The 17,672-nt window shown below is 58.8% G+C and carries 16 protein-coding genes; 2 read left to right on the top strand and 14 right to left on the bottom strand.

Annotation, left to right across the window (positions count from 1 at the left end):
- The first annotated feature begins 56 nt into the window (after window positions 1-56).
- Entirely contained in the window at window positions 57-1,415 is a 1,359-nt protein-coding gene (locus QMG93_RS25460; protein ID WP_281941499.1) for an MFS transporter, read from the top strand.
- A 678-nt stretch (window positions 1,416-2,093) separates the two neighbouring features.
- Here QMG93_RS25460 and solA read toward each other — a convergent pair.
- The gene (solA, locus tag QMG93_RS25455; RefSeq protein ID WP_281941560.1) at window positions 2,094-3,248 is read right to left on the bottom strand and encodes an N-methyl-L-tryptophan oxidase; all 1,155 of its coding nucleotides are present in this window, start codon (window positions 3,246-3,248) and stop codon (window positions 2,094-2,096) included.
- Window positions 3,249-3,341: 93 nt separating this feature from the next.
- On the opposite strand from solA, the gene QMG93_RS25450 reads away from it, so the two are divergent.
- Window positions 3,342-4,202, top strand: coding sequence for an aldo/keto reductase (locus QMG93_RS25450; protein WP_281941498.1), 861 nt, complete (start codon window positions 3,342-3,344; stop codon window positions 4,200-4,202).
- On the opposite strand, the gene QMG93_RS25445 is transcribed toward QMG93_RS25450, so the two are convergent.
- From QMG93_RS25445 to QMG93_RS25385, 13 genes are all read right to left on the bottom strand, one after another.
- A complete protein-coding gene (locus QMG93_RS25445) occupies window positions 4,199-5,362 on the bottom strand; it encodes an amidohydrolase (protein WP_281941496.1) in 1,164 nt (387 codons plus the stop codon). The genes QMG93_RS25450 and QMG93_RS25445 overlap by 4 nt on opposite strands.
- Before the next feature lie 18 nt (window positions 5,363-5,380).
- Complete coding sequence (locus QMG93_RS25440) at window positions 5,381-5,881, bottom strand: GNAT family N-acetyltransferase (protein WP_281941494.1); 501 nt, start codon at window positions 5,879-5,881, stop codon at window positions 5,381-5,383.
- Window positions 5,882-5,906: 25 nt separating this feature from the next.
- On the bottom strand, window positions 5,907-6,659 hold the full coding sequence (locus QMG93_RS25435; RefSeq protein WP_281941492.1) for an amino acid ABC transporter ATP-binding protein: 753 nt from the start codon (window positions 6,657-6,659) through the stop codon (window positions 5,907-5,909).
- Complete coding sequence (locus QMG93_RS25430) at window positions 6,656-7,366, bottom strand: amino acid ABC transporter permease (protein ID WP_281941490.1); 711 nt, start codon at window positions 7,364-7,366, stop codon at window positions 6,656-6,658. The genes QMG93_RS25435 and QMG93_RS25430 overlap by 4 nt, the downstream gene beginning before the upstream one ends.
- A 33-nt stretch (window positions 7,367-7,399) precedes the next feature.
- Complete coding sequence (locus tag QMG93_RS25425; RefSeq protein ID WP_281941488.1) at window positions 7,400-8,101, bottom strand: amino acid ABC transporter permease; 702 nt, start codon at window positions 8,099-8,101, stop codon at window positions 7,400-7,402.
- 33 nt (window positions 8,102-8,134) lie between these two features.
- The gene (locus QMG93_RS25420; protein WP_281941486.1) at window positions 8,135-8,962 is read right to left on the bottom strand and encodes a transporter substrate-binding domain-containing protein; all 828 of its coding nucleotides are present in this window, start codon (window positions 8,960-8,962) and stop codon (window positions 8,135-8,137) included.
- 104 nt (window positions 8,963-9,066) lie between these two features.
- A complete protein-coding gene (locus QMG93_RS25415; protein ID WP_281941484.1) occupies window positions 9,067-9,552 on the bottom strand; it encodes a DinB family protein in 486 nt (161 codons plus the stop codon).
- 18 nt (window positions 9,553-9,570) lie between these two features.
- Window positions 9,571-11,622 carry an ABC transporter ATP-binding protein gene (locus tag QMG93_RS25410; RefSeq protein WP_281941482.1) on the bottom strand — a complete coding sequence of 684 codons (2,052 nt, stop codon included), beginning with the start codon at window positions 11,620-11,622 and terminating at the stop codon, window positions 9,571-9,573.
- Window positions 11,623-11,673: 51 nt separating this feature from the next.
- Entirely contained in the window at window positions 11,674-12,573 is a 900-nt protein-coding gene (locus QMG93_RS25405) for an ABC transporter permease (RefSeq protein WP_281941480.1), read from the bottom strand.
- Between the two features lie 33 nt (window positions 12,574-12,606).
- On the bottom strand, window positions 12,607-13,533 hold the full coding sequence (locus QMG93_RS25400) for an ABC transporter permease (protein WP_281941478.1): 927 nt from the start codon (window positions 13,531-13,533) through the stop codon (window positions 12,607-12,609).
- Window positions 13,534-13,554: 21 nt separating this feature from the next.
- Window positions 13,555-15,165: an ABC transporter substrate-binding protein gene (locus tag QMG93_RS25395; RefSeq protein WP_281941558.1), complete on the bottom strand. Its 1,611-nt coding sequence runs from the start codon at window positions 15,163-15,165 to the stop codon at window positions 13,555-13,557.
- Between the two features lie 83 nt (window positions 15,166-15,248).
- Complete coding sequence (locus tag QMG93_RS25390; protein ID WP_281941477.1) at window positions 15,249-16,598, bottom strand: LLM class flavin-dependent oxidoreductase; 1,350 nt, start codon at window positions 16,596-16,598, stop codon at window positions 15,249-15,251.
- Window positions 16,599-16,624: 26 nt separating this feature from the next.
- Window positions 16,625-17,638 carry an LLM class flavin-dependent oxidoreductase gene (locus QMG93_RS25385; RefSeq protein ID WP_281941475.1) on the bottom strand — a complete coding sequence of 338 codons (1,014 nt, stop codon included), beginning with the start codon at window positions 17,636-17,638 and terminating at the stop codon, window positions 16,625-16,627.
- Window positions 17,639-17,672 lie beyond the last annotated feature (34 nt).

The following is a 17,672-nucleotide window of genomic DNA, read 5'->3' as shown; positions in this document are numbered from 1 at the left end:
CGCATCATTGACCCTATAAACTGCGATTCCCCTTCCTTTAAAGGGGTAATATTCAAGTGCAACACCGAAATGAAGTTCACGCGTCGCGTTTCATCCTGTGGTTGAGCATATTGACATTTTTCAGCGTTATGAACGAAACTATGTTTAACGTTTCGTTGCCGGACATTGCCGCGTATTTCCATATTGCACCGTCGGCGGCCAATTGGACCAACACCTGCTTTTCGCTTTCTTTCGCGATCGGCGTCGCCGTGTACGGCAAAATATCGGAACATACAGGCATGCGAAAGCTGCTGTTGTTCGGTATGCTGACCTACGGTTTCGGTTCGGTGGCCGGCCTGTTGGGTCATGCCTGGTATCCGGGCGTGCTGGCCGCGCGTTTTTTGCAGGGAATCGGGGCTTCGGCCATTCCGTCGCTCATTATGGTGATGATCGTCAAGGTTGTCGAACCGGGAAAACAGGGCAAAGCTTTCGGCCTGATCGGTTCTGTTGTCGCCTTTGGCGAGGGTCTCGGTCCGGTCATCGGAGGCGCGGTATCCGGCTATATGCATTGGTCGCTGTTGTTTGCACTGCCGCTGCTGTCGCTGCTGGCCCTGCCGTTCGTCCTTCGGACGCTGCCTGACGAGACGACAGAGACAAAAGCATTCGACATGACCGGAGCGGTACTGTTGTCCGCGGGCATTCTGTCGTTTGCGTTGTTTACGACGCTGTATCATTGGATTTATCTGACTGCAAGTCTGGTTCTGTTTGCGCTTCTCGCTCTTCATATCCGTCGGCACCGGGATCCGTTCCTGGAGCCGTTCCTGTTCCGGAAGAAAACGTATCTTGTTGGTGTGATCCTAGGCGCCTTGCTTCTCGGCACGGTCGCCGGCTTTTTTTCCATGGTGCCTTATCTGATGAGAGCGGTGTACGAGATGCCGACCGGTCTCATTGGAAGCGCCATTCTGTTCCCCGGCACCTTGAGCGTCATTTTGTTCGGGATGCTTGGCGGGATGCTGGCCGACCGCTGGGGCCATAACGCCGCGATGCTGACCGGATTAAGCATGATTGTCGCCGGTTTTCTGGTCGTCCTGTTCTATACGGACCGGGCGCCGTGGTTTATCGCGGCTTCGGTGATTCTGACGTTTGGCGGCCTGTCGTTTGTCAAAACCGCCGTTTCCGCAAGTGTCGCCAGTACGCTGGAAGAGAATGAAGCGGGCTCAGGTATGGGCATGCTCAACTTCGCCTGCTTCCTTGCGGAAGGGATCGGCATTGCCGGTGTGGGCGGACTGCTGACGAAGCCGTGGCTGGACTCTCCGCTTGTCGGGACTGTAACGAGTCAAACGGCTGCGCTTTATAGCAACATGATGCTGATTTTTATGGCGCTTGTGGCGTTTGGCGGTACCCTCTTCGTTATGTTGTCTAGGCGGAATAGTTAGTGATGATGTAAAGCTCCGGGGTTTCCCGGGGCTTTGCTTTGTTGTAAAACCCGATGCTCGTAGAAAACTCTCTGGCATACGCCGGTGGGGTATATCCCTCCCAGCAGCGGCCCCTCCCCAGAAAGTGATGTATCTCTTAGAAGCATATTCTAATACTTTCCGTGGACCCATCTATCCGTGAAACTGATTAGAATTAGCGGTAATTTCACGGGCTTCAAGGCGAACGTACACTCTTACGGGATATATCCACGTCTATTTGTCTGAATTTTTTACTCCTCGAGTTTCTCGATACTCTAACCTCTCAGTGGAGAGTTTTTCTGTTTTGTTCAAGAGCCCGTACCGATAGGACCTGTCGATATTCGGGAGCCGTCAGAAACATCGGGGAGGTAAGCAGCAGAGCCGCCTTTCTGTGGCGGGATCGCGCGTCAGCAAATAGATGCAGAAAAGTTCCTCTAAATCGGCTTTTTGACCTCTTTGTGCAAATACAGAGGAACTCAGATGCGCTAAATGCCCGATGTTAACCTTACTTACTATGTTTCGACACAAATAAAGGAACGTACGTTCTCTATTTTGGAAACGGGCTTTCTAAGACAAAAAATAGCGCACGGCAGTTCCGTTGTCTTGTCTACCTTACTACGTACACATAAGTATGTGCTCAAGTGTTGAGAAAGTGCTCTCTTAAATGATCACCACCTGCTGCTCCTGAAAGCGGGACAGCCGGAACATGCTTAGATCGAACGCGTCCGGTTTTCCTTCGATCCGGTCCGCCAAAATTTCGCCGACGACGCTGGCAAACTTGAAGCCGTGACCCGAGAAGCCGCAGGCGATCTGGATATTCGAATTGAACGGCGCCCGGTCGATGATGAAATGTTCGTCCGGTGACAGCTCGTATTTGCACACCCCGCCGCGCAGCAGACCGCCCGCCGCAGCCGGCATATACGTCTCCAGCGCCCGGCGGAGATCGCCTTCGTCCTCCGGCAGCGTCCCGAAGTCAGCCGGCTGCTCGACTGGCGAGAGCGGAAGTCCGGTCTCGTGCCGGCCGATCTTCACGCCGGACCCTTGAATGCTCGGAAAGCCGTAAAAGCCGCCGTCCGGGGTACTTAACGTGAATCCCGGGAAGCGCTCGGAAGCGAACAGCGCTTCATCGGCCTGGAACCAGGCAACCGCTTTGCGGACCGGCGCCACAGGCGGCGCTAGCGACGGAAGCAGTACGCTGCCGACTCCGGCGCCCGCACTTACAATAAGACGGTCCGCGTAGAAGTCGCCAACCCCGGTTTTTACGGTGACGCCCGCGTTCCCCGGCACGACCTCCGTTACACGCGTGTACGGAAGCAGCGCCGCCCGATGCGCCAGCGCCGTCTCGCGGTACGCCTGCACGCATTGCTCGCTAAGCAAATAGCCGGCCTCCGGCTCGAACAGCCCAGCGTAATCGTCCGGCAGTTGAACGCCTGGCCAGCGCTTCGCAATCTCCTCCGGCCGCAGCAGCTCGACCAGCAGTTGAAGCGCTGCCGACGATTCGAGCTTGTCGCGGAGCCCCGAATGCCCTGCCGGCGCCATATTCAGCACGCCGCTGCGAAAGAACAGCTTCCGGCCGCGCTCCTCTTCCAGCTCGCTCCAAAGGCGGTGCGCCCGGACGGCCATGGCCGCGTAGGGGCCCCCTCCGGCATAGGCATGACGGAGCAGCCTCGTTTCCCCGTGATGGCTGCCTCCCCCATGGGGCGGGTCAAACGCATCGATCAGCAGCGTGCTTATTCCTCGCCCCGCCAAATGCGCCCCCGCGCTCATGCCCATGGAGCCTGCGCCGATGACGATGACATCGTAAGACGTACGGATAACGGTCACTCCTTCCCAATCGTATATTAAACCGCCTTATAATTAGGTATAATCAGACTATGACCACCTACATTCCCGAAGGAGTGAACTTTTTTGGAACATAGATATTTCGGCGCGTCCGACAAGCAATTTCCGATTCTGGGCTTCGGCGCCCAGCGCATCGTGGACGAGCATCAATGCACGGAGGAAGAAGCAATTCGCATCGTGAACCGGGCGATCGACGAAGGCATCACCTACTTCGATACGGCCCCGAGCTATTCCGACGGGCAGTCGGAAGAGCGGCTGGGCAAAGCGCTCGGGCACCGCCGCAGCGACGTCTGGATCGCAACGAAGACGCACGACCGGACAAGAGACGGCTCGTGGCGCCTGCTCGAAGCCAGCCTGAACCGGCTGCAAACTGACCGTGTTGACGAGTGGCGTCTGCATAATCTGGTGACGATGAACGATTTGGAGCAATGCTTCGCCAAGGGCGGAGCGATGGAGGCGATGCTCGAAGCGAAAGAGCAAGGCATCATCAAGGCGATCAGCGTCAGCGGGCATACGAACCCGGAAGTCCAGCTCGAAGCGATCGAACGGTTCCCCTTCGACAGCGCCTTGGTGGCACTATCCGCCGCCGACCATTTCATCTACAGCTTCGCGCACGAATTTGTTCCGCGGGCCGTCGAGAAGGGAATCGCCGTAATCGGCATGAAGGTAATGGCGCTCGGGAAGCTCGCCCCGTGGTACGAGCAAGCGCTGCGATACACGTTCTCGCTGCCCGTTGCCACGACCATCATCGGGATGGAAACGATGGAGCAGTTGGAGAAAAACCTCGCCATCGCCAAACAATTCTGCCCGATGTCCGACACGGAGCAGCTCGACTTCTTGAAAGAAATCATCCACCTCGCCACGCCGGACGTGCTGCGCTGGAAAGCGAGCGAGTGGATGTCCGGCGAGTGGTACCGGCGCGACTAGCCCCGCAGACGGTCCAAAGCGTGGACCGCCGTAAGCGCAAATAAAGCCGCACCCGGCGTCAGCGCATCCTCATTCAGCGTAAATTTCGGATGGTGCCATTCCTCCGTTCCGCTCGTGCCCATCCAGAGGAAGCAGCCCGGCACCTGTTCCTGATAGTGCGCAAAATCTTCGCCGCCCGCGGAACGCAGGGCCTCCGTCACCTGGAGGTTCAAGGCTTGCGCCGCTCCCCGGGCGATCTCCACCGCTTCCGGATGATTCATAACCGACGGAATTCCCGCAAACCAAGTCAGACGCGCCTCCGCGCCGTAGCCCGCGGCAATACCGCCGGCGATGCGCTGCAGCAGATCCGGCAGCTTCTGCCGGACCTCCGGGCGGAACGTCCGCACGGTGCCGTCCAGGACCGCTTCGTCCGGGATCACGTTCCACGTGCTGCCCGCATGAAAGCTGCACACGCTGACGACCGCGCTGTCGAGCGGGCTGATGCTGCGGCTGACCGCGGTCTGGAGGCCGCCTACGATCGCGCTGGCGGCCACGATCGGGTCGATCGCCGCATCGGGAATCGCCGCATGGCCGCCCTTGCCGGTCACCGTCAGCTTGAAGCCGTCGACGCTGGCCATCAGCGGCCCTGACGCCAAGCCCACGGTGCCGACCGGCAGCTCGGGCTTGTTATGCATGCCGAAGATGGCCTGCACGCCTTGCAAAGCGCCCGCACCGATCATCGCTTTCGCTCCGGTGCCCTTCTCTTCCGCCGGCTGAAACAGCAGCCTCACGGTTCCCTTTAGCTCTGCGGCATGCCGTTTGAGCAGCAGCGCCGCGCCCACAATCGCTGCGGTGTGAAAATCGTGCCCGCAAGCGTGCATTTTCCCGGGAATTTCCGAGGCGAACGGCAGCCCGGTTTCTTCCGTCACCGGCAGCGCGTCGATATCCGCCCGCAACGCAACCGTCGGCCCGGGCTCCGCTCCTTCAACCTCCGCCAGCACGCCGACAGGCAGGTCGAGCGGCAGCAGACGAATGCCCGCTCCGCTTAACGCTTCCCGGATTTTGCGGGTCGTCTCCACCTCCTGCATCGACAGCTCCGGATGGCGGTGCAAGTCGCGGCGAAGCCGCACCAATTCGGGCTTCAGTTCCTCAGCCTCTTGAAGCAATCGTTCAGGGTTCATGCGCAGATTCTCCTCGTTTCAGCCTGTGGTGGCGCGGACTTCAGGCAGCAAATTTTTACGCAAAAAGACGAGCTTGTCGTCCCGTCCCAGCTCTCGTTCATAGAAGCGCATGTAGCCTTTCCGTTCATACATCGGCAGCAGCCAGGGATGCTTCGCTGAGGTCGCGAGCACAACAGCCGGCGAAAGCAGAATGTCCCGTACGACCGCTTCCTCCGCGTAGGACAGAAGCTTGCTGCCGACACCGCGGTTCGCATATGCCGGATCGACGGCAAAGTTGTACAGGAACGGCAGATCGGTCACTTCCGGCAGCGACCGGAGCGAAATGGTCGCGACGATCGTTCCGTCGATCTCCAGCACGTAGCTGGCATGCTCGGCGATATTCGTCCGCACCATCTCCAAATCCGCATGGACGGCCGCAAATTCGATTTTAAGCTCCCCGATGCTCCGATAAGCTCTGCGAATTACGCCAAGAACCTGCTCGGCATCGTCTAACGTCGCTTGACGGTACACCTCGTTCACGGGACTCACCTCACAATTTTCGCTATTATATCACATAACTCCATTCCGGCGTGATTCTCCGCAGGAATTGCTTGGTGCGCTCTTCTTGGGGGCGGGAGAAAATGTCCTCCGGCTTGCCCTCCTCGACGATGACGCCTTCGTCCATAAACACCACGCGATTCGACACTTCGCGGGCGAAGCTCATCTCATGCGTCACGACGATCATCGTGATGCCTTCACGGGCAATTTTGCGGATGACGGACAGCACCTCGCCGACCAGCTCGGGATCGAGCGCCGACGTCGGCTCGTCGAACAAAATCACCTCGGGATTGAGCGCCAAGGCGCGGGCGATCCCGACCCGCTGCTGCTGCCCGCCCGAGAGCTGGCTGGGGTAGGCATCCGCTTTTGCCGCAAGGCCTACCTTCTCCAGCACCCGAAGGCTTCGCTCCCTGGCCTCTTCCTTGGGCATTTTCTGCGCAATAACGAGGCCTTCCATCACATTTTCCAGCGCCGTCTTATGCTTGAACAAATTGTAATGCTGGAACACCATCGCCGTTTTGCGGCGCAGCGTCAAGATGTCGCGCTTGCTCGGATGCTTGCAGCTGACCGTAAAATCACCGATCGCCACCTCCCCGTCCTGCGGACGCTCCAACAGATTGACGCAGCGGAGCAGCGTCGTTTTGCCCGATCCGCTGGGCCCGAGGATGACGACGACCTCTCCTTTTTCCACCGACAAGTCGATCCCTTTCAGCACCGCCTGCTTGCCGAACGACTTTTGAATGTTCGTCAGCCGAATCATGTCACGCCTCCCCGATTGTATTTGGTTACCTTTTTTTCCAAATAAGCCGTCAGCCGCTCCGCCACGACCGTGATTCCCCAATAAATCAGCGCCGCCGCGATAAAGGCTTCCAGAAACTTCAAATTACTCGACGCCACGACGCTGGCCTTGCCCAGCAGCTCCATCTGCGAGACCGTGAACGCAAACGTCGACGTATGCAAAAATCCGACGAACAGGTTGCACAGATTCGGTAAAATAACCCCGATCGCCTGCGGCAGCACGATGCGTCTGAGCGCTTGCGGCGTGCTCATGCCGACGGAGTAGGCGGCCTCGATCTGACCGCGGTTTACCGCCAGGAGACCGGAGCGGATGATCTCGGACATATAGGCGCCGGCTGTCAGGGAGAACGCCGTCAGTACGAACGACAGGATCGGGATCGAAGCCGTCTTGATCCCCCACCCGTAATGCGTCGACAGCTTGTCGATCAGCATCGGCAGCCCCCAATAAATGAGGAACACGTGCAGAATGACCGGCGTTCCGCGCAAAAAGGAAACGTATGCGTCGGCGATCCGGTGCAGCACCTTCACCTTGTACATGCGGATCAGCGCCGTCGCCACGCCGATGACGAACCCGAACAGCAGCGGGACGATCGTGATGACCAGCGTCAGAGGCAGCGCGTCCAATATTTCAAAAAAAGCCGTAACGATAAACCCGATGTCGATACTCATTCGTTCTCACTCCATCCCCGGACTGGCAGCCGGTCATGCGCTCGCGATTCTTTGTTCGTGCCGCTGCAGCCGGACTTCCGTCAACGCAAAGCCCTTCTCCAGCACGAGTACGGTCAAATAATAAATGATCGTCAGACCGATATATACCTCCAGCGTGTGGGCGGTCGTCGCAATCAGCGTCTGTCCACGCCCCATCATGTCCATGACGCCGATGGAGTACGCCAGTGACGTATCTTTTAAAAAGCCGATCACTGTGCTCGCAAAATTCGGAAAAGCAACGACGAACGCCTGCGGCAGAACGATCCGGAAAAAGGCCTGTGGCCCCGTCATGCCCACCGCATACGCGCCTTCAAGCTGGCCCCGGTCTACGGCCTTGACCGCCCCGCGGATCACCTCAGAGATCGAGGCGGCGCTGCCAAGCGCATACGTAATAATAACGAATACGATCGGATTCATCCGCGACATGTCGAAGTCCACGAGCTGCAGCAGCGCGGGCACCCCGTAAAAGACGAGAAACAATTGGATCAAAATCGGCGTTCCACGGACAAACGACACGTAAACGGCGGCAATCCGGTTCAGCACCGGAACGTTGTACAGCCGCGGCAGCGCGATCAGCATTCCCAGCAGTACGCCGAAGAAGAGCGAAGCGGCCAGAATAAACAGCGTAATATGGAGGTAAGACAGCAGTATAGGAAGGAACTCCCCTATGAGCGCGGCGTCGAACGATTTCCCCATTCCACCCCATACCTTTCTGTAAGGAAATTTGGTCTATTTTTCCACAGTGTAGTCATCACCCAGCCACTGCTTGCTCAGCTTCGCCAACGTCCCGTCGGCCTTGATCGCCTTCAACGCCTCGTCGATCTTGCTTTTCAGCTCGCTTTCGTCCTTGCGAAGCATGAAATACACTTTCGAATTGGAAAGCGTCTCGCCGACTGTTTTGAGCTGGGCGTCCGCGCTTTTGTTCAAGTAATCGATGGCAAACTGCGTGCTGATCAAGGCGTCGACCCGCCCGGTTTTGACTTGCGTGCTCGTGTCTTCGCCTGCACCCGTATACACGATCTGGATCGGATTGCCGTGCTCTTTATTGTATTTTTCGGCCAGCGCCGCCGCATTGCTTGTCGCAGTTGCAATCAGCTTCTTGCCCTTCAAATCGGCAACCGACTTGACGTCGTTATTGTCCTTGTGCACGACGATTTTGTTCGGGAAAATGTTGTACGCTTCGTCGTTGTACAAAAATTTCTTCTGTCTCTCCTCGTTCACTTCCATTTGATGCGCGATAAAATCGATCTTTTTCGTTTCCAGACTGAGCAGCAAATTTTTGAATTCCATCGTTTTCAGCTCGAACTCATACTCCGGCAGACGCTTGTCGATTTCTTTGACGAGCTCCACGTCGTAGCCGGTCAGCTTGCCGTCCTTGTCGATGAAGCAAATGTTCGGAAACTGCGTGCCCGTGCCGACGACGATTTTTTTCACGGTCTGGCCCCCGGCGGAAGCCGCAGCACTGGAGCTGCCCGCCCCTCCCGTAGTGGCTTGAGCACCGCAGCCTGCCAGAAGGAGGACGGTGAGCAGGGACGCCGAAAGAAATCTTTTTTTCATATGATAACCCCCATGATCGTGATGAATTGGCAACAAAAAGCCCCTGCTTCAATCAACAGGAGCTTTTGGCGGTCCAATCAGCTTCTTTTTTGGCACAAGTATTCTTATTTTACCGATTCATTCTGCGGGAGAGCTTGCTTGATTCGCTCGATCTGCCGCAGATGCGTCTGCACGTGGTTGATAAAAGCTTGAATCGCCTGCTCCAGCGTCACGGTTTCGCCTTTGAAGTTGACGCCGCTCTTGCTCCAATCTTCCCCGGTTAACCGACGGAATAACTGGCTGTTGAAGACGAGCAGCGCCCGGAACACGTCCAAAATATCGTCAGCGGAGCTTTCGTTCGCCCGGACCGAGCTCACCCAAGGGTCCTGCTTGAAGGCCGGCAGCTGTTCCGTCGATCCGGACAGCAGCTCGCGGATGCGGAACGAGACGACGATGTTGTGATCGGCCAGATGCGACAGCACCTCCGTTACACTCCACTGCTCCGGCGACGCTTTCCATTTCAGCTCGTTCTCCGACAAGCCTTCGATCGCTTGCTTCAATTGCTCATGCGTATGCAAGTACGCTTCAATATCGATCACACTCTGACTCATGATGATTTCCTCCTGACTTTATGCGGGATCATGGCACGCAGCCCAATGACCCGCTTCGACTTCGGTTAACTCCGGCGCCTCCTCCCGGCATCTCGCCGTCGCTGCAGGGCAGCGCGGATGAAAGCGGCAGCCTGAGGGCGGATGGGCCGGAGACGGGATTTCCCCTTGAATAGCGGCCCATGTTCTTTTGCGGGATGGGTCGGGGACAGGGACGGAAGCAAGCAGCGCCTTGGTGTAATGATGCGCCGGGCGGCGGAACAGCTCCTCGCTCGAAGCGATCTCGACCAGCTTGCCCAGATACATCACGCCGATCCGGTCAGAAATGTAGCGGACGATCTGAAGGCCGTGGCCGATAAACAAATACGTCAGCCCTAGACGGCGCTGCAAATCCTGCATCAAATTGACGATCTGCGATTGGACGGATACGTCGAGCGCCGACACCGCTTCGTCCGCCAAAATAAACTTCGGACGCAGCGCGATCGCCCGGGCGATGCCGATCCGCTGCCGCTGTCCGCCCGAAAATTCGTGCGGATACCGGTCGTACCACGCCGGATTCAGCCCTACGGCGGCCAGCAGCGGCTCTACCCGCTCCCGCTTCGCGCGTCCACTCCAGCCTTCATGCACCGCCAGCGGTTCCCCGATCAGATCGCCCACCTTCCAGCGCGGATTGAGCGAGCCGAACGGATCTTGGAAAATCATCTGCATGTTGCGTCGGACTTCCCGTAAATTTCCAGAGGACAGCTTCGACAAATCGTGTCCGTCAAACCGGACCCATCCGCTTGTCGGACGGTCCAACTGAAGCAGCAGCCGTCCCAGCGTCGACTTCCCGCTGCCCGATTCCCCGACGAGTCCGAACGTCTCCCCTTTGCGAATGGAAAAGGACACTTGATCGACGGCGCGAATATGCGCCCCGGCACGCCCGAAGCGGAAAAAGCCCTGCTTCACCGGAAAATGCTTGGTCAGCTCGTGCGCTTCGATCAGGTTGCTGGTAAAGGGCTGCGCTGCTTCATCCTCCTCCGGTTCGACGATCCGGGACACCCGGGCAGCGGCAGCTTCGGAGGCTCCGGAGGCGAAGGCGGTCTCCCACCGCCCGGAGTGCGTTATGGCCTCGGCGTGCCAGCAGGCGACCTGCCGGCCGCCGTTGTCCGCCAGCGGCGGGCGCTCTTCCTCGCAGACTTCCGTGGCAAACGGGCAGCGCGGATGAAAGCGGCAGCCGCCCGGCAGCTCGGACAAGCTCGGGATCGAGCCGTCGATCGAATACAGCTTCACCCCCCGGTCGCTCTCCAGTGTCGCGACCGATTGCAGGAGTCCTTTCGTGTAAGGATGCTGCGGCTCCCGGAACAACTGCTCTGCGGCCGCCTGCTCCACGATCTCTCCGGCATACATGACGATAATGCGGTCCGCGATTTCCGCCGCCACCCCCATATCGTGCGTAATGAGCAGAATCGACATGTTGAATTCCGATTGCAGCTCCTGCAGCAGCTGAAGAATTTGCGCTTGAATCGTCACGTCCAGCGCGGTCGTCGGCTCGTCGGCGATGAGCAGCTCCGGGCCGCAGGCCAGCGCCATTGCGATCATTGCGCGCTGCAGCATGCCGCCGGAAAGCTCCCCGGGATACTGCTTCATCCGGATTTCCGGCTCCGGGATGCCGACCTTGCGCAGGAGCCCGATGCCGCGCTCCCAAGCTTCGGCCCGAGAAGCTACTTGATGGCGCACCATCGACTCGGCGATTTGACTGCCGACCGTAAAGACCGGGTCAAACGCCGCCATCGGCTCCTGGAACACCATGGCGATTCGTTTGCCGCGCCAGCGCCGGATTTCCTCCTGCGGCAGCGCCGTCAAGTCCACGCCGTCCATCCGCACATGGCCGCCCGTAATGACGCCGTTCTCGAAGTCGATCAAGCGCATCAAGGCTTTGGCCGTCACGGTTTTGCCGCTGCCGGATTCGCCGACCAGGCATACCGTTTCGCCGGTGCCGATGTGGAGCGACACGTCCCGGATTGCCGGAAGATAACCGGCCGGGGTGACGAAATCGACCGTTAGCTGTTCGATCTCAAGCAATGCCTTCACTCGGGCATCTCCTCCTGACATAGTGGAAAATTCGGCGCATCCAACTGACTTCTATGTCAGGCTCCGCTTCGGGTCCAGCCGGTCACGGAGCTGATCGCCGATCAGATTGACAGCCAATACGAACAACGTAATCGCCAGCCCGGGGAACGTCGCCATCCACCAAGCGACGGTCAGGTAACCGCGCCCTTGCGACAGCAAGGTGCCCCAGTCCGGGATTTCCCGCAGCACCCCCAGCCCCAAAAAGCTGAGCGACGCGCCGATCAAGATCGAAGAACCGACGCCGATCGTCGCCATCACAAGCAGCGGAGACCATGCGCCCGGCAGCACATGCCGCAAAAGGATATGCGCATGGGATGCGCCGACCGAGCGGGAAGCCGCCACATAGGGGCGCGCCTTGATGCTGAGCACTTGGCCCCGCAGCACGCGGGCATATCTCGGAATGGCCGATACGCTCACGGCCAGCACCACGTTGAACAGACTCGGGCCGAGGGCGGCGGCAATAGCAAGCGCAAGCAGCAGACTCGGGATCGCCATTAAAATATCGATGAACCGCATGAGTACGGTATCGACCGCACCGCCGATATAGCCCGACAGCGCGCCGAGCAGACTGCCGGCCAAGCCGCCGAGCAGAACGGAAGCGACGCCGATCAGCAGCGAGCTTCGGGCTCCGTAGACGACGACGCTGAAGACGTCCCGCCCGAAATAATCGGTGCCGAACGGATGGGCCGCTCCCGGCGGCTGCAAAATCCGGTCCGCCCGCATGTCCGTCGGCGAATAAGGAGCGATCCACTGCGGGAAGACGGCGCACGCCGCAATGAAGAGCACCATCAATATCGCCCCGTAGAAGAACGGTCCGGATAGCGATGATGACAGCTTCGGACGGCTCGGAGCGGACACGAACGGTCTTCTGTGGGACAATACCGGCCTAGCGACCGAAACGACGCTTTTCATAATTAACCCTCTTTTCCTTCCGGATTACTCGGTTTAAAGTGAGCGTCTTACCCTCGGATCGACGATCGAGTACGAAATATCTACGAGCAGGTTCACGACCACATACGCAATCGCGGTAAAAAAGACGACGCCCTGAACGACGGGCAAATCTTTGGCCGTAATGGCATCCGCCAGCAGGCGCCCGATGCCCTGCCGGGAAAAGACGGTTTCGATCACGACGGCCCCCGCCATCAATTCGCCGATCTGAATTCCGACCATCGTGATGGCCGGAATGAGCGCGTTGCGCAGCGCGTGACGGTACATGACGATTTGTTCCGGCAGTCCCTTAGAGCGCAGCGTAACGATAAACGGCTCGCCCAGCACCTCCAGCATGCTGTTGCGCACCATGCGTACGATAAACCCGGCGCCGACGAGCCCAAGCGTCAGAGCGGGAAGAATCAGCGTTCGGACGCCCTCGGAGCCCATAGCAGGCAGCCACTGAAGCTGCACCGAGAATATCAGAATGAGCAGAATGCCCGACCAGAACGTCGGCATTGAGATGCCGAACAGGCTGACGATCCGGGCGAACAGATCAACCGCGCGTCCCTTATGGATCGCCGAGAGCACGCCGAGCACAACGCCAAGCGCAACGGCGACGCAAGAACTGACCAGGGTTAAAAGAGCGGTAGCAGGAAACTGCTCCCAAATTTTCGGCAGTACCGGGTCGTCGCTGACCAATGAGCGGCCGAAATCTCCGCGAAGCATATCCCACAGGTAAGTGCCAAGCTGGACCCATACCGGCTGGTCAAGCCCGAGCTGGTGGCGCAGGTTCTGCACCGTCTCCGGACTGGCCGGCGCTCCGGCGAGCATGATCAAGACCGGATCGCCCGGCAGCAAGTACAGGATGAAAAAGACGAGGATCAACGCTCCGACGATGACCAGAACGGACGATAAAAGACGCTGAACGATCACCCCAGCCATAGCAACCGGCTCCTTCCGTCATTATTTTTTCACCGTCACGTCATAGAAGAGCGGATAGCCGAGGGAGTCGAATTTCAGTCCGCGAACCGATTTGGCGGCAGCCACCGTGTACGGGAATACGTAAATCGGGAACCCGTAGGCGTTGTCCACGACATAGCTCTGCACCTTTTTGTAAATTTCCGCGCGCTTCGCCGGGTCCTGCTCCCTCAGCCCTTCCTCCAGCCATTGATCCAACTGCGGGTCGGAATGCCGGGTATGGTTGTGGCCCCATTTTTCCGGCGTCGGAATGGCATTCGTATGGAAGAAGCTGCGCAAAATGTCCGGGTCCCCCGACACATTGCTGACACCGACCAGATCGTTCGTCCCCTTGATCATAACCGCATTGGTCGTGTCCGGAAGCAGCTCAATGTTGACGGCAATGCCGACTTGCTTCAGCTGCTGCTGAATCATGGCGGCGATATCGTTGCGCTTCTCCCGGTTAGGCGAGCCGTCGATGTAATGAAGCGCGAGCGGCTTGCCGTCCTTGGCCCGGATGCCGTCCGCTCCGCGTACCCACCCGAGCTCGTCGAGCAGCGCGTTCGCTTTGGCGACGTCCGGCTTCACGGCCTGTTCAAGCGAAGCGTTATACCCTAGCATAGACGGCGACAACGGGGACCATGCCCTCGGATACGTCCCAAGATAAAGTGTCTTGACGATCGCCTCGAAGTCGATGGCCAGTTGCACGGCCTTGCGCGCCTTCAGCTCGTTCCACGGGGGATGCTGCTGATTCAGCATGAGCGTATACGGAATGCCCGTCGACTCGGCCTGCAGCAGATTGACGTTCGGATCGCCCTTGAGCGAGACGAGATTTTGCGGCGGGACCGTCTCGACGGCAGACACCTGTCCGCTCTGCACGCTGCCGATGCGGGTCGCTTCCTCCGGAATGATTTTGAAGGTCAGCTTGTCGATGCGTGCCGGACCGGCATTTTCAGCAATCGGAGGCCCCCACTTGTAGTCGGGGTTTTTCTCCAGCCGAATCGCGGCATTCTCCGTCCAGCCGGCAAATGTAAACGGACCGGTGCCGACCGGATGCTTGCCCAACTGGTCCTTGTGCTTCTCCGCTGCGGCAGGCGACACGATGCCGAGAAACGCTTGGCTCAAGCTGCTCAGAAAGGCACTGTAGGGCGATTTTAAGTTCACTTTGACCGTAAAGTCGTCGATCACTTCCGACGATTCGTAAGGTCCGATCAGCGTCACCGCAAACCGGGATTTGGTCGCCGGATCGACGATGCGGTCCAAATTGTACTTGACGGCCGCAGCATTGAACGGCGTGCCGTCGTGGAACTTAACGTCCTTGCGCAGCTTGAAGGTGTAGCTTTTGCCGTCCGGGGAGACCGTCCATTCCGTCGCCAGCCATGGCTTGATCGATTGATCGGGCATTTGCACGACCAAGCTGTCGTACAGCGCCCGCATCACCCGGTAATCGACGGCCCCCGGCACGACGTTCGGGTCCAGCCCCGACGGCGACGTGGCGAGGCCGTAGGTCAACTCGCCGCCTGACTGCGTCTCTCCCGCCTGCCCTCCTGACGAAGGCTTGACGCCCGTTTCGCCTCCGCAGCCTGCCGTAAGCAGAAGCAAAGCTGCGGCAAGCATCCATGGCCGTAGTAACCGTAACCGTTTCACTGGGACCCTCTCCAATCCGTGAGCGTAAAATCACAAGCCATGATCGAGTCCGATCAGCAGCTTTTCACAAAATCCTGCGGTGTTCGTCTGGCGAGCGTATGGCGGTTTTCCGGCTTGGCGAGGCCCAAATTCCCGCGCAGCGTGTCGGACTCGTACTCCTCCCGGTATATCCCCCGCTCCTGCAGGATTGGTACGACCAGCTCGACGAAATCGTCAAGTCCTCCCGGCACGCTCGAATGAATAATAAATCCGTCTGCCGCCTTCTCCTCGAACCACTGCTGAACGAGGTCGGCCACCTTCTCCGGCGTCCCGATAAACTGGCCTTTCGGCGTCGCCGTCTGGAGCGCCACTTGCCGCAGCGTCAATTGCTGCTCCTTGGCTTTCTGCTTGATTTTGTCCGTCGTGCTGCGGAAGCTGTTGCTGCCGATTTCGCCCAAATCGGGGAAAGGTTCGTCGAGCGGGAACTGCGAGAAGTCGAAATGGTCGAAGAAGCGGCCCAGGTAGTTCAGGGCGTTCTCGATCGTCATGAGGTTCGCGATCTCCTCGTATTTGCGCTCGGCCTCCTCCTGCGTCCGCCCGACGATCGGCCCGATGCCCGGGAAGATGAGAATATCGTCGGCGCTCCGGCCGAATGCGGCTGCCCGCGTCTTCACGTCCTGGTAAAACCGCTTGGCGTCCTCAATCGACTCATGCCCGGTGAATACCGCGTCGGCCGTCTTGGCCGCCAAGGTGCGGCCGCTGTCCGACGACCCGGCCTGGAATACGATCGGATGCCCCTGCTTGGAGCGGGCAATGTTAAGCGGGCCCTGTACAGAGAAAAATTGTCCCTTGTGATCGAGCCGGTGCATTTTGTCCGGATCGAAGAACACGCCCGAAGCTTTATCCCGCACGAACGCGTCGTCCTCCCAGGAGTCCCACAGCCCGCGGGCCACCTCCAAAAATTCCTCGGCGATCTTGTAGCGCAAATCGTGCGACGGATGCTCTTTTTTGCCGTAATTGAGGGCGGAGCCTTCCAGCGGAGAGGTGACCACATTCCAACCGGCCCGGCCCCCGCTGATATGATCGAGAGAAGCGAACTGTCTGGCGACCGTGAACGGTTCGCTGTAGGAAGTTGACAAGGTGCCGACGAGACCGATCTTCGAGGTGACAGCGCCGAGCGCGGATAAAATCGTGATCGGCTCGAACCGGTTCAGAAAGTGCGGGATCGACTTTTCGTTGATGAACAAGCCGTCGGCGATAAACACGAGATCGAACTTGCCTTCCTCGGCTTTGCGGGCTTGCTTCGTATAGAACTCGAAGCTGACGCTGGCGTCCGCCTGAATATCCGGGTGTCTCCAAGCCGCCATATTCCCTCCGACGCCGTGGATGATTGTGCCCAATTTCAGCTTTCTTCCGTTTGCCATTCCGATTCCTCCCTCGTTTTCCACGTTTATACGACCATTTCGGCGAATGCTTCCTTAAGCTCCGACAGCGCCTGAAGCCGCTGTTCGAATTCCTTCAAGGCGAGAATCAAAATCAGTTCGTCCACGCCGTACTTCCGCTGGAGGTCCAGCAGCTTGGCGCGCACGGTTTCCTTGGAGCCGTGTACGACGTCGGCATCCTTGACCTCAATCGTGTATTTTTCCTCGCTTTGCCGCCCGAATTCTTCCGCATGCTCTACGGTTTTGACGGTGATCGTCCTTCCGCTCTCCAGGTGAATTTTCACGAGCTTGGCGTCGGCGGCAAGCCGTTTCGCTTCCTCGTCCGTATCCGCCACAATGACCGACAGCGCGAGAATGGCCTCCGGCCGGGCGGACTTCCGGGGAACAAACCGGTTCCGGTACGTGTCCAGCGATTGCCGGACGACCGCCTCGTCCCCGTTAATAAACTGCGCGAAGACGTAGGGGATGCCCCGGCTTGCCGCAAGCTCCGCACTGGCCGGCGACGTTCCGAGCAGATACAAATCCGCAGGTTCGGCCGGAATCGGTATCGCTTTAAGCCCCTGCAGCGGATGGTCGCCGGGAACCGTATCAGTCAAAAACTGCTCCAGCTCGATCAGCTTATCCGCCAGCGGTCTGCTTTGCCCGGCTGTCTCCTGCTGGAGCGCCTTCGTCGAGCGGGGAAGTCCTCCCGGCGCCCGGCCGATGCCGAGGTCCACCCGTCCCGGGGCAAGCGAGGCGAGCACGTTGAAATTTTCCGCTATCTTGTATGGACTGTAGTGCTGCAGCATGACCCCGCCGGAGCCGATGCGAATCCGCTCCGTCTGCGCCAGCAAGTACGCGATCAGCACCTCCGGGGAAGAGCCTGCGACGGCCGCCGAATCGTGATGCTCGGATACCCAGAACCGGTGGTAGCCAAGCTCCTCCGCTTTGCGAGCCAAAGCCACCGTATGCCGGAACGCGTCGACTGCCGTTTTTCCTTCGTCAAACGGACTTTGATCCAAGATGCTTAGCTTCAGCCCCATCGTCCATCCCTCCTGTAATCCGGCTATTGAATTA

The organism is Paenibacillus tyrphae, assembly GCF_027925525.1.
Taxonomy (GTDB): domain Bacteria; phylum Bacillota; class Bacilli; order Paenibacillales; family NBRC-103111; genus Paenibacillus_G; species Paenibacillus_G tyrfis_B.
Note: the sequence above shows the minus strand (reverse complement) of the source record. Positions and strands in the feature narration are given on the sequence as shown.

Coding starts and splice junctions, on each gene's coding strand:
- QMG93_RS25420 (WP_281941486.1), bottom strand. CDS start 8,962: ATGAAAAAAAGATTTCTTTCGGCGTCCCTGCTCACCGTCCTCCTTCTG.
- QMG93_RS25415 (WP_281941484.1), bottom strand. CDS start 9,552: ATGAGTCAGAGTGTGATCGATATTGAAGCGTACTTGCATACGCATGAG.
- QMG93_RS25405 (WP_281941480.1), bottom strand. CDS start 12,573: ATGAAAAGCGTCGTTTCGGTCGCTAGGCCGGTATTGTCCCACAGAAGA.
- QMG93_RS25425 (WP_281941488.1), bottom strand. CDS start 8,101: ATGGGGAAATCGTTCGACGCCGCGCTCATAGGGGAGTTCCTTCCTATA.
- QMG93_RS25430 (WP_281941490.1), bottom strand. CDS start 7,366: ATGAGTATCGACATCGGGTTTATCGTTACGGCTTTTTTTGAAATATTG.
- QMG93_RS25400 (WP_281941478.1), bottom strand. CDS start 13,533: ATGGCTGGGGTGATCGTTCAGCGTCTTTTATCGTCCGTTCTGGTCATC.
- QMG93_RS25445 (WP_281941496.1), bottom strand. CDS start 5,362: ATGAACCCTGAACGATTGCTTCAAGAGGCTGAGGAACTGAAGCCCGAA.
- QMG93_RS25390 (WP_281941477.1), bottom strand. CDS start 16,598: ATGGCAAACGGAAGAAAGCTGAAATTGGGCACAATCATCCACGGCGTC.
- QMG93_RS25385 (WP_281941475.1), bottom strand. CDS start 17,638: ATGGGGCTGAAGCTAAGCATCTTGGATCAAAGTCCGTTTGACGAAGGA.
- QMG93_RS25435 (WP_281941492.1), bottom strand. CDS start 6,659: ATGATTCGGCTGACGAACATTCAAAAGTCGTTCGGCAAGCAGGCGGTG.
- QMG93_RS25395 (WP_281941558.1), bottom strand. CDS start 15,165: ATGCTTGCCGCAGCTTTGCTTCTGCTTACGGCAGGCTGCGGAGGCGAA.